We start from the raw sequence: 12573 nt of genomic DNA, 5'->3' as shown, positions 1-12573 counted from the left end.
CTCAGGTGCTGACTACTTGCTCTTGCTGCCGCCACCAACGACAACGGCCAGCTTGTTCTTCACTTCCAGCAGCTTGTGGACCTTGGCGCCCATCTTCATGAGCTGCTGCAAGGAGTCGGCATCCAGCTTCTGTACGTCGTCAAACCAGTTGGTCATGAGCGTGATGAGCTGGTACATCTCCTTCATGCGGGCCTGGGCGTGGCGGTCATCCGGGTCGGCGGGAGATTCGAGCATCACGTCGCGCAGCAGCGTGAGCGTGGGGTCGATCTCACGCTTGCGGCGTTCTTCGGCCAGCGTGCGGAAGATGGTCCAGATGTCGTCGGGGGCAGAGAAATATTCGCGCCGGTCGCCAGGTTTGTGCGAGAGGCGCACCAGCTTCCACGACTCCAGCTCCTTCAGGCCGATGCTCACGTTCGAGCGCGAGAAGCCGAGCGCCTCGGCAATCTCGTCGGCGTTGATCGGCTCGCGCGCGGCGTAGAGCAGGGCGTAGATCTGCCCGACCGTGCGGTTGATGCCCCAGCGGCTGCCCATCTCGCCAAAGTGCAGGACGAAGCGCTGTTTCAAGGGAGAAAGTTGCATGGTTTTGATCTTTCTCAATTTTCAGGAATTTCTGAAAGTTTAGTCGTCTTGTGCGCTTGCACAATGCGGCGCGCTGTCGCGGCACCCCGCAAGCGAGCGTCGCAGCAGGTCGCCGACCGGATGGCATGCGCCTCCATCTTCCCGCACTTCTTAGGGCCTTTTCATGTGAATGAAATTGTCAAGCAAACGTATGGCGATTGATGTTGACTAGGCAGTTATGCGGTAAAAATTAGAAAATTAACCCAGATGAGTAATTATCAAAGGTTATTTTTTGAATAATAAAAACGGCTCTCATGAGTGAGGAAAGGATTACCTTTGTGCCGCGTTTTCCATTGACACAGATAATGAAGGTTGAGCATCACATTCCTTGCTGTATAAGGGGTTTTTGCTGACCTGATATGACATCTTGAATGTCGATTGGCGTGTCGAATTGCAATAGATAAAAGTCACTCTCATCTACGGATTTATACAGAGGCTGACCTGTTTTTGGTTGGTACCCTCCGAAAGAGGGGGGGATTTTTGTCTTAATAAATTCAGTTTCTTGCCGAAAATTCGTTTGCAAAACAAATCAGCAAGGAGAAGCCCCATCATGCGTGTCAACGAACCGGTGACCCAACACGAATACGAGTTCCCCGACAACGCCACGCTCATGTCGACCACCGACACCCAGAGCTACATCGCCTACGCGAACGCCGCGTTCGTCGAGGTCAGTGGTTTTTCGCGAGAGGAGATCGAAGGCCAGCCGCACAACATCGTGCGTCACCCAGACATGCCGCGTGAAGCCTTTGCCGATATGTGGGCCACCCTCAAGGCGGGGCAGCCCTGGACGGCGCTGGTCAAGAACCGCCGCAAGAACGGCGACCACTATTGGGTTCGTGCCAATGCCACGCCGGTGGTACGCAACGGCCAGCCGACGGGCTATATGTCGGTGCGCACCAAGCCCACGCGCGAAGAGATTGCGGCTGCCGAGGCGCTGTACAAGGATTTCTGCACCGGCCAGGCCGGCAGCCGCAAGTTCCACAAGGGGTTGATCGTGCGTACCGGGTTGATGGCCTGGCGCTCGATGTTTCAGGTGATGCCGGTGCGCTGGCGTATTCGCTTGACCTTCCTGACGTTGTTGCCGGCCCTGTTGGCAGTGGCATGGGCGTTTGGGCTGTCTGGTGCCGCGCTCGGTGGTTTTGCCATTGTGGAGCTGGCCATGCTGGTGCTCGCTTCATGGTCGCTGAAGGTGCAGATCGCTACGCCGCTTGAAAAGATGCTCGAGCAGGCGCTGACCGTTGCCTCGGGCGAGAATCAGAAAGTCGCGATGATGAACCGCGTGGACGAGATCGGCATGACGCTGCGCTCCATCAGCCAGCTGGGCCTGATGTTCCGCTGGCTGATCGACGACGTGGCTGAGCAGGTCATCAACGTGCAATCGGCCAGCCAGGAGATCGCCAAGGGCAATGGCGACATCAACATCCGCACTGAACAGGCCGCGGCCAGCCTGGAGGAGACCTCCAGCTCGATGACGCAGATGACTGCCACCGTGGCCAGCAATGCGGAAACTGCCGGGCAGGCCAACACACTGTCTGGAGCGGCTACGCAGGCTGCGCTCAACGGTGGGCGTGCCATGGAAGAGGTGGTGGAGACAATGAGCGCGATTTCGCAGAGCGCCAAGCAGATTGCCGACATCATCGGCGTGATCGACAGCATTGCCTTCCAGACCAACATCCTGGCGCTCAATGCTGCCGTGGAGGCTGCGCGCGCCGGTGAGCAGGGGCGTGGTTTTGCGGTGGTGGCCGGCGAGGTGCGTGCCCTCGCGCAACGCAGCGCCGGCGCGGCCAAGGAGATCAAGGCGTTGATCGGCACCAGCGTCGACAAGGTGGAATCGGGCTCGCGACTGGTTGATCAGGCCGGCAAAACCATGGAAGACATCGTCGATCAGGTCAAAAAGGTGTCGTCCATGATCGCTGACATCAGCCTGGCCACTGCGCAGCAAACCGATGGCATCACGCAGGTCAGCCAGGCGGTCATCCACCTGGATCAGGTCACGCAGGAAAACGCTACCCTGGTCGGGCAGAGCGCGGCGGCTGCGGAAGGTTTGCGTATTCAGGCCACGCGCCTGGTGGAGGCTGTGAACGTGTTCCGTTGAGTCACTTTGCGTTTGCGCGTGAGCCGTTGCATGCACTCGGTAATTGCAAAAACAGCGTAGTCGCCACATGGCGATTGCGCTGTCTTCGCCTACTATGCCTATGCAGCAACGTCCCTCACAACGCACATTCTCTGGAGCGGAAACATGGCCTCACACGGTTTGATTGCCTGGTTGATCATTGGCGCAGTGGCTGGCTGGCTGGCCGGTCTGCTGGTCAAGGGCGGCGGCTTTGGCATCTTCGTCGACATCGTGGTCGGCATTGTTGGTGCATTCATCGGTGGATGGCTGGCAGGAGTGCTCGGCATCTCGATGGGCGGCGGGTGGATCGGCTCGATCATTACGGCGGTGATTGGTGCGGTGATCCTGCTGTTCATCCTCCGGCTCATCAAACGCGCGTAGCGATAGGGGTGCGGCCAAGGCCCCCGGCGGGGCCTGGCCGTTGTGCCCCAATACCCCAAAAACCGCCGAATTCCACAACGCTCCGCATCACCTAGACTGGTTGTACAAGACAGCCAAGCCGCGCCACAAGCGCAGGCGCGGCAGGCACACGCTAACCAAGCGAGACCACCATGTCTGACCAGCTATCTCCGCCGCAAGAACTCTACGAAGGGTTCGAGATTCACGTGTCGCCCAGCCCAATCCGGGCCGACAACACCCGATACACCTATACCGGTTACGTCTGCCACCCCGGCGCTAACCCTGCGCAGCCCGGCCACGTGGTGCCTTTCCACGCCGATGGCGACGACAGCTTCCGCAGCCCGGAAGCTGCGATGGAGGAGGCTGTGCACGTCGCGCGCAGCATTGTCGACGGCACGCATCCGGATCTGTCGGTGCTGTCGCTCGTTACGCACGGGTACTGACCCCCTTCCGTATCTACCTCAGCGTTCTTTTGGCGCTCACGCGTGGTGCGTCGATCGTCTTCCATTGACGCGCGCCGCGTTTGTTGTGTCGCACCATAAGGAATCGCTTACGCACCGAAACCGTGCTTCCCGCTGCCCGCGTGCGAGGCACGGCGGCCGTGCACACTCGCGGTAAACCTCTACAGATCAAGGGTTCTAGGTGCTGGCACACCTGTTGCATAGCACCGTTGCGCGGGTCAATGGCGATTCGCGCTCTTCGTGGTGAAGGCTCTGGTGCTCAGGGCCATTTGGACAACGGCGTCCCAGAACCTGGCAAGTGCAGCCCGGTTCTCGGGCGCCTTTCTTTTTTTCGGAAGCGGGATTCGACATGACCGGCAAAGCCACCCGAATCGATCTGTTCAGCCTGCGCACGCCGCAGATGCGCGCCTTTCATCTGACGTGGCTCGCGTTCTTCGTGTGCTTCTATGCGTGGTTTGCCTGCGCGCCCCTTATGCCGGTGCTCAAGGGCGAGTTTCATCTCACCCCCGGGCAGATCGCGAACATCAACATTGCAGCGGTGGCGGTGACGATTCTTGTGCGGCTGATTGTCGGCCCCTTGTGCGACCGCTTCGGCCCGCGCAAAACCTATACCGGGCTGCTGGTGCTGGGGGCCGTCCCTGTGCTGGGTGTGGCAACGGCGCAGAGCTACGAGGCGTTCCTGTTCTTCCGCCTGGCGATTGGTGCGATTGGCGCGAGCTTCGTCATCACGCAGTACCACACCTCGGTCATGTTCGCGCCCAATGTGGTGGGTACCGCCAACGCGGCGGCGGCTGGTTGGGGCAATGCGGGCGGCGGCGTGGCGCAGGGCACGATGCCGCTGCTGCTGACCGCCATCGTGATGATGGGCGTGACGCAAAGCCTGGGCTGGCGCCTCGCCATGGTGGTGCCGGGTGTGGCCATGCTGATCGTCGCGGCGCTGTACTGGCGTTACACGCAGGATTGCCCAGAAGGCAACTTCGATGAGCTGCGCGCCGCCGGTAAGACCATCGACGGTGGCAAGAAAGGCGGCTGGGGCAGCTTCGTCACGGCAGCCGGCAACTACCGCGTGTGGTTGCTGTTCATCACCTACGGCGCGTGCTTTGGCGTGGAGATCTTCATCCATAACATCGCGGCGACTTTCTATGTTGATCGTTTTGGGCTGTCGCTCTCGGCTGCCGGCATGGCCGCGGCGAGCTTCGGCCTGCTGGCGCTGTTTGCCCGTGCACTGGGCGGCATCGTGTCGGACCGCGTGGCGGCCAAGCGAGGTCTCGATGCCCGCACCCAACTGCTGTGCCTGCTGATGGTGGGCGAGGGCCTGGGCCTGTTTGGTTTTTCCCACGCCGGCAGTGCCACGGTGGCGGTGCTGGCCATGCTCGGCTTTGGCCTGTTCACCCACATGGCGTGCGGCGCGACGTATGCGCTGGTGCCGTTCATTGATCGCCGCGCGCTGGGTGGCGTGGCCGGCATCATCGGCGCGGGCGGCAACGCCGGCGCGGTGGCGGCGGGCTTCCTGCTCAAGGGCATGGGCGATACGCAGGCCACGTTGTCCATCCTGGGCGTGCTGGTGGCGACCTCCGCCGTCTGCGCGATCGCGGTGCGCTTCTCGGCAGAACACAAGGCGCGTGAACAGGCGCTGTACGACAACACGCTGGCAGCGGCCGGCAATGCCTAAGGAGAACAACGCCATGACCATGAAGATCGTCGTCATCGGCCACGGGATGGTAGGCCACAAGTTTCTGGAAAGCCTGCTGCATGCCCCCGGCCATCACTTGCACGTGACGGTGCTGTGCGAAGAGCCGCGCCCCGCGTACGACCGTGTGCACCTGTCGGAATTCTTTGCCGGAAAAACGGCGGAAGACCTCTCGCTGGTGGCCCCCGGCTTCTTTGACCGCGACGACGTGGTGCTCAAGCTGAATGTGCGCGCTACCGCCATCGACACCACGGCCAAAACAGTGACGACCTCTACCGGCGAGGTGCTGCCGTACGACAAGCTGGTGATTGCCTCGGGCTCCTCACCGTTCGTGCCGCCAGTGCCGGGCAAGGACCGCAAGGATTGCTTCGTCTACCGCACCATCGAAGACCTGGAGGCAATGGCCGAGTGCGGCCAGCGCGCCAAGACCGGTGTGGTGATTGGCGGTGGCCTGCTGGGGCTGGAATGCGCCAAGGCCCTGCGCGACATGCATCTGCAGACGCACGTGGTGGAATTTGCCGGCCGCCTGATGGCGATGCAGGTGGACGATGGCGGCGGTCGCATGCTGCGCCGGAAGATCGAAGACCTGGGCGTGACCGTCCACACGCAGAAGAACACAGTGGAGATTGTTGACGGTGAAGACGGTACGCACCGCCTGAACTTTGCCGACGGCACGCACTTGGACGCCGACATGGTTGTCTTCTCCGCCGGTATCCGCCCGCGTGACGAACTCGCACGCGCCTGCGGCCTGGAAGTGGGCGAGCGCGGCGGCATCGTGATTGACTCCGAGTGCCGTACCTCCGCGCCGGATGTGTACGCCATTGGCGAATGCGCACTGTGGGGCGGCAAGGTCTACGGCCTTGTGGCACCGGGTTACGAGATGGCGCGCATCACTGCCAAGCGAATTCTGGCCGCTGATGGAGAAACCACCTTCACCGGCGCCGACATGAGCACCAAGCTCAAGCTGATGGGGGTGGACGTGGCCAGCCTGGGCGACGCGCAAGGCTCGACGCCGGGTAGCCGCAGCGTGCAGTTCACCGATGAGCGCAAGCAGATCTACAAGAAGCTAGTGGTGTCGGAAGACGGCAAGTACCTGCTGGGCGGCGTGCTGGTGGGCGACGCAGCCGAATACGGCACGCTGCTGCAGATGATGCTCAACCGCATCGAGTTGCCGGAGGCGCCGGAATTCCTGATCTTGCCGCAAGCTGATGGCCACACTCGCCCAGCCTTGGGCGTGGATGCGCTGCCTGACAGCGCGCAGATCTGCTCGTGCAACGACGTGTCGAAGGGCGCGCTGTGTCAGGCCGTGTGCAGCGGCGCCACCACCGTGGGCATGCTCAAGGATGCGACGAAGGCCGGCACCTCATGCGGCGGTTGCGTGCCGCTGATGACGCAGGTGATGAAGGCCGAGATGAAGAAGCAAGGCCTGGCCGTCAACAACCACATCTGCGAGCACTTCCCGTATTCGCGCCAGGAGCTGTATCACTTGGTGCGCGTGGGCCGCATCCAATCGTTCGAGGCGCTGCTCAAAGCGCACGGCCAGGGCATGGGCTGCGATATTTGCAAGCCTGCAGCGGCGAGCATCCTGGCTTCGTGCTGGAACGAGTTTGTGCTCAAGAAAGAGCACGCCAGCCTGCAGGATTCCAACGACTATTTTCTTGCCAACATCCAGAAGGACGGTACGTACTCCGTGGTGCCGCGCATGCCGGGCGGTGAGGTGACGGCCGATGGGCTGATCGCCGTGGGCCAGGTCGCCAAGAAGTACGGCCTGTACACCAAGATCACCGGCGGCCAGCGCGTGGACCTGTTCGGCGCGCGCCTCGAACAACTGCCGCTGATCTGGGAAGAACTGATCGCAGCCGGCTTTGAATCGGGCCACGCGTATGGCAAATCGCTGCGTACGGTGAAGTCGTGCGTGGGCTCCGCATGGTGCCGCTATGGCGTGGGCGATTCAGTGGGTTTTGCGGTGGCGCTGGAGAACCGCTACAAGGGCCTGCGTTCACCACACAAGCTGAAGTTTGGCGTGTCGGGCTGCACGCGTGAGTGCGCTGAAGCACAGGGCAAGGACGTCGGCATCATCGCCACCGAAAAGGGCTGGAACCTTTACGTGTGCGGCAACGGCGGCATGAAGCCCCGGCATGCCGAACTGCTGGCGGCGGACCTCGACCAAGACACGCTCATCAAATACGTCGACCGCTTCCTGATGTTCTACGTGCGCACCGCAGACCGCCTGCAACGTACCAGCACGTGGCGCGACAACCTGGAAGGCGGACTAGACTATCTGAAGGACGTGGTTATCAACGACAAGCTGGGTATTGCGGCTGAACTGGAAGCCGAGATGCAGCACGTGGTCGACACTTACCAAGACGAATGGAAGACCGCCGTGACGAACCCGGACGTGCGCAAGCGCTTCCGCCACTTCGTCAACAGCGACGCGAACGATGCGAACGTCGTCTTCGTTGAAGAGCGCGGCCAGATTCGCCCCGCCACGCTGGAAGAGCGCAGCAAGACGCGCCCCGTGCGCATTCCTGTTGTTGCTGAAGCTGCCTGAGTGCCTGAGGACAAGGAAATCGCCATGCAAGCCAACCGCTGGACCCCCATCTGCGCCCTGGACGATATTGTCCCGAACACCGGCGTGTGTGCGCTGGTGGGCGATGAGCAAGTCGCTGTGTTTCATGTCGGGGGCGACACACCGCAGCGTGTCTACGCCATCGGCAACTACGATCCGAACTCCGATGCGGCCGTGCTCTCACGTGGGCTGGTCGGCAGTCTGGGCGATCGCATCGTTGTGGCTTCGCCCATCTATAAGCAGCACTTCGATCTGGCGACAGGCGAGTGCCTTGAGGCGCCGGCCAACTCGGTGCATGCGTATGCCGCAAAGGTCGAAGGCGGCAAGGTATGGGTGTTGGCATGAACACCGAGTCTGTGCGCCCCAAGCTCATCGTCATCGGCAACGGCATGGCCGGCATGCGCACGGTCGAAGAGCTGCTCAAGCTGGCGCCGGACCTGTACGACATCACCGTGTTTGGCGAAGAGCCGCACGGTAACTACAACCGCATCTTGCTGTCTCCAGTGCTGGCGGGCGAGAAGCAGGTTGACGACATCATGCTCAACACGCGCGAGTGGTATGCGCAGCACCACATCACGCTGCATGCGGGTGACCCGGTGGTGGCCATCGACCGCCCGCGCCGTACGGTGCGCTCGCGCGATGGTGTGGAGATGCGCTATGACCGCCTGTTGATCGCCACCGGCTCGCGACCCTTCATCCTGCCGGTGCCGGGTCACATGCTGCCGGGCGTGATCGCGTTTCGCGACATTCAGGACGTGGAGACGATGTTGGAGGCGGCGCGCAACCATCGGCATGCCGTGGTCATCGGCGGTGGTCTGCTCGGGCTGGAGGCCGCCAACGGTCTGATGCGCCAGGGCATGGACGTGACCGTAGTGCACCTGCCGGACACGCTGATGGAGCGCCAGCTCGACAAGCCCGCCGCGCAGTTGCTGCAGAAGGCGCTGGAGGCCAAGGGCCTGCGCTTCCTACTGGGCGCGCACACGGCCGAGTTGCTCGGCACAGATCGCGTGACGGCCATTCGTTTTAAAGATGGCTCCGAGATTCCCGCCGACCTCGTCGTCATGACGGCCGGCGTACGTCCCAACATTGAACTCGCGCGTGCCGCCGGCCTGCATTGCGAACGCGCCATCGTCGTGGACGACACGCTGCAGACCTACGATCCGCGCATCTACGCCGTGGGCGAATGTGTGCAGCACCGCAGCGCCACCTTCGGCCTGGTGGCCCCCATCTGGGACCAGGCCCGTGTGTGTGCCGCGCATCTGGCCGGTGCTGGCCACCGCCGCTACATCCAGCAGGCCACGGCGACCAAGCTCAAGGTCACGGGCGTCGACCTCTACTCAGCCGGCGACTTCATCGGCGGCGAGGGTACCGAAGACATCGTGCTGCGCGACCCGCGCCGCGGCGTCTACAAGCGCCTCGTGCTCAAAGACGAACGTGTTGTCGGCGCAGTGCTGTATGGCGACGTGGCCGACGGCCCGTGGTATTTCGACCTGATCCAGCGCCAGACGCCCATCACGCCGATCCGCCAGCGCCTGTTGTTCGGCCGAGCACTCTGCGAAGCAGAGGCCGCGTGATGAACCAAGGCGACTCGACCAAAGCGCAACTCGGCGACACCGCGTGCACGGAGATGGTTTGGCCTTTGACGTTCCGGCCCTAGATGGCGCCTTGAATTTTTGTAAGCGGGCGGAAAAAGGAAGGAGGCTTGTTTGAGCGCAGCGAGTTTGCCTCCTTCCCCGCCCAGTTACACAAATTCAAGGGGGGGGCGCCATCTCGGGCGCGCATTTCTTTGCTTACTTTCTTTGGGCAAGACCAAAGAAAGTGAGTCGTCCCCGGCAGGGGACGAAACCGGGGATGGACCACCAAATCCCGCCCCGGCAGGGGATGAAACAAAGGATGCACCACCCACGCAAAGCAATACAAAGACGACGATGACCACCATCCCCCTTCACCCAATAGCGGACGCCGTGCGCACCACCTGCCCATACTGTGGCGTCGGCTGCGGCGTGCTGGCAACCCCGCAAGCAGACGGCAGCGTCAGCATCCAAGGCGACCCGACGCACCCGGCCAACGCAGGGCGCTTATGCGTAAAGGGCTCCGCGCTGGGCGAGACCATCAGCCTGGATGGCCGCCTGCTGTACCCCGCCATGCGCGAGCGCTCGCGCGATGTGGGTAACGTGGATGCGTCGCCTGCGCCCCTGCAACGTGTGTCGTGGGACACCGCACTCGATACCGTCGCGCAGGGCTTGCGCCGCATCGTCGACGAGCATGGCCCGGATGCTGTTGCGCTGTACGTGTCCGGCCAGTTGCTGACCGAGGATTACTACGTCGCCAACAAGCTCATGAAGGGCTTTATCGGCACAGCCAACATCGACACCAACTCGCGGCTGTGCATGTCGTCGGCCGTAGCGGGGCACAAGCGCGCGTTTGGCGAAGATCTCGTGCCCGTCTGCTACGACGATCTGGAAGCGGCGGACCTGATCGTGCTGGTCGGCTCCAACACCGCGTGGTGCCACCCGATCCTGTTCCAGCGCATCATGCGCGCCAAAGAGGCGCGGCCCGAGATGAAGGTGGTGGTGGTCGACCCGCGCCATACGGCCACGTGCGAACTGGCGGACCTGCACCTGCCCATCAAGCCGGGTACCGATGTGTGGTTGTTCAACGGCCTGCTGTCGTTCCTTTCGCGGCGTGGCGTGGTGGACCGCAACTTTGTCACCCTGCATACCAACGGCCCGGACGCTGCACTGCAAGCGGCCGGTACCGTGAGCGACGACGTGGAAGCCGTGGCCAAGGCATGCAAGCTCAAGCTCGACGACCTGCTCACGTTCTACAGCTGGTTTGCCGACACGGAGCGCACCATCACCGCGTTCTCGATGGGCGTCAATCAATCGACCGCGGGCACGGACAAGGTCAACAGCATCATCAACTGCCATTTGCTGACCGGCCGCATCGGGCGCGCGGGCATGGGGCCGTTTTCCATTACCGGTCAACCGAATGCGATGGGCGGGCGCGAGGTGGGCGGCCTGGCCAACATGCTGGCCGCGCACATGGAGCTGAATGAGCCTGCACATCGCGAGTTGGTGCAGACGTTCTGGAACGCCCCACGGATGGCTGACAAGGCGGGCCTGAAGGCGGTGGACCTGTTCAACGCCATCGAGGAAGGGCGGGTGAAGGCTGTATGGATCATAGGCACCAACCCCGTGGTCAGCCTGCCGGATGCCGATCAGGCGCGTCGCGCGCTCGCCAAGTGCGAACTGGTCGTCGCCTCCGACATCGTTGAGACGACCGACACGACCGTGCTGGCCGACATCCTGCTGCCCGCGCTCGGCTGGGGTGAGAAAGACGGCACGGTGACGAACTCCGAGCGCCGTATCTCACGCCAGCGCGCCTTCCTGCCGGCGCCCGGTGAGGCGCGTGCCGACTGGGACATCGTTGCCGGCGTCGCCCGCCGCATGGGTTACCACGGCTTCGACTTCAAGACCCAGCATGAAGTGTTCGACGAACACGCGCGCCTGTCCGCCTACGCCAACGAAGCAAGCGGCGTGCAAGGTGTTCGCCGTGCATTCCACCTCGGTGGCCTGACGGGGCTGGATGCAGATGCCTACAGCAGCATGGCGCCTGTGCAATGGCCCATCACCACGCCAGGCAATAGCGAAGCACGTCTGTTCAGCGATGGCCGCTTCGCGTTTGGCGATGGCCGTGCGCGGTTCGTGCCGACACCGGCCCGCGCACCCGCGCATGCGGCCGACGGCGACTACCCGCTCATCCTCAACACCGGCCGCGTGCGCGACCAGTGGCACACCATGACGCGCACCGGCCGCGCGCCCAAGCTGGCGGATCACGTACCCGAGCCGTTTGTCGATCTGCACCCGCACGACGCGCTGCTGGCCGGCGTGCGCGAAGGCGGCCTGGCGCGTGTGTCGTCGCGTTGGGGCAGCGTCGTGGCGCGCGTGCGCATGACGGGCGGCATCGCGCGTGGCAGCGTGTTCGTGCCGATCCACTGGAATGGCCAGTTCGCCTCAGACGCGCGCGTGGGTGCGGTCGTCAATCCGGTGGTCGACCCGGTGTCGGGCGAGCCCGAGTTCAAGCACACGCCGGTGATGGTCGAGCCGTTTGACGTGGCGTGGCACGGCTTCGTGCTCTCGCGCCGTGCGCTCGGTACGGAGGACGCGACGTGGTGGACGCGCATCCAGGGCAAGCGGTTCGTGCGTTACGAACTGGCTGGGCGGCAGCAGCTCGACTCGGTGCACGACTGGGCGCGCGCACTGCTCGGCGTGACCGACCCACATGCCGATTGGCTCGAATACGAAGACAAGACCGCGCGCGTTTATCGCGCGGTACATGTGGTGGACGACTGCATCGAAGCCTGTGTGTTTCTCTCGCCGCGCCCGGACTTGCCATCGCGCAACTGGCTGGCGGGTCTCTTCGCGCAGGCGCGCCTGGAAGACCAGGACCGTGCAGGCGTGCTGCTTGGCCAGCCGATCGAAGCCGCTGCAGACGTTGGCCCCACCGTGTGCTCGTGCTTTGGCGTGGGCCGCAACACCATCTGCGATGCCGTCCGCACGCACGGTTTGCAATCCACTGGCGAGATCACGGCTTGTCTGAAGGCGGGCGGTAATTGCGGCTCATGCGTGCCGGAACTCAAACGCCTGCTGGTCGAGGCGCGCGTGCAGCAGGCGGCGTGATCGGCACGCTACGTCGCCGACAGGTGTCGCATTCTGCACAA

The 12573-nt window shown here is 63.0% G+C and carries 9 protein-coding genes; 8 read left to right on the top strand and 1 reads right to left on the bottom strand.

The window, feature by feature from the left end:
• Window positions 1-12: 12 nt before the first annotated feature.
• Window positions 13-579 carry a GbsR/MarR family transcriptional regulator gene (locus tag R2N11_RS20250; protein ID WP_316682172.1) on the bottom strand — a complete coding sequence of 189 codons (567 nt, stop codon included), beginning with the start codon at window positions 577-579 and terminating at the stop codon, window positions 13-15.
• Between the two features lie 589 nt (window positions 580-1168).
• Here R2N11_RS20250 and R2N11_RS20245 point away from each other — a divergent pair.
• The 8 genes from R2N11_RS20245 (at window position 1169) to R2N11_RS20210 (ending at window position 12532) form a co-directional block, all read left to right on the top strand.
• On the top strand, window positions 1169-2713 hold the full coding sequence (locus R2N11_RS20245; protein WP_316682171.1) for a methyl-accepting chemotaxis protein: 1545 nt from the start codon (window positions 1169-1171) through the stop codon (window positions 2711-2713).
• Window positions 2714-2857: 144 nt separating this feature from the next.
• Complete coding sequence (locus R2N11_RS20240) at window positions 2858-3112, top strand: GlsB/YeaQ/YmgE family stress response membrane protein (protein WP_199029692.1); 255 nt, start codon at window positions 2858-2860, stop codon at window positions 3110-3112.
• Between the two features lie 170 nt (window positions 3113-3282).
• Window positions 3283-3573, top strand: a complete 291-nt coding sequence (locus R2N11_RS20235; protein ID WP_316682170.1) for a hypothetical protein — start codon at window positions 3283-3285, stop codon at window positions 3571-3573.
• Window positions 3574-3940: 367 nt separating this feature from the next.
• On the top strand, window positions 3941-5263 hold the full coding sequence (locus tag R2N11_RS20230; protein WP_316682169.1) for an MFS transporter: 1323 nt from the start codon (window positions 3941-3943) through the stop codon (window positions 5261-5263).
• Window positions 5264-5276: 13 nt separating this feature from the next.
• Window positions 5277-7832 carry a nitrite reductase large subunit NirB gene (nirB, locus tag R2N11_RS20225; protein WP_316682168.1) on the top strand — a complete coding sequence of 852 codons (2556 nt, stop codon included), beginning with the start codon at window positions 5277-5279 and terminating at the stop codon, window positions 7830-7832.
• Between the two features lie 24 nt (window positions 7833-7856).
• On the top strand, window positions 7857-8195 hold the full coding sequence (nirD, locus tag R2N11_RS20220; RefSeq protein ID WP_316682167.1) for a nitrite reductase small subunit NirD: 339 nt from the start codon (window positions 7857-7859) through the stop codon (window positions 8193-8195).
• The gene (locus tag R2N11_RS20215; RefSeq protein ID WP_316682166.1) at window positions 8192-9424 is read left to right on the top strand and encodes an NAD(P)/FAD-dependent oxidoreductase; all 1233 of its coding nucleotides are present in this window, start codon (window positions 8192-8194) and stop codon (window positions 9422-9424) included. The genes nirD and R2N11_RS20215 overlap by 4 nt, the downstream gene beginning before the upstream one ends.
• A gap of 354 nt (window positions 9425-9778) precedes the next feature.
• Complete coding sequence (locus tag R2N11_RS20210) at window positions 9779-12532, top strand: molybdopterin-dependent oxidoreductase (protein WP_316682165.1); 2754 nt, start codon at window positions 9779-9781, stop codon at window positions 12530-12532.
• Window positions 12533-12573 lie beyond the last annotated feature (41 nt).

This window comes from Ralstonia flaminis (genome assembly GCF_958415495.1).
GTDB classification, from domain to species: Bacteria; Pseudomonadota; Gammaproteobacteria; order Burkholderiales; family Burkholderiaceae; genus Ralstonia; species Ralstonia flaminis.
This window is presented reverse-complemented; position numbering and strand designations above follow the sequence as displayed.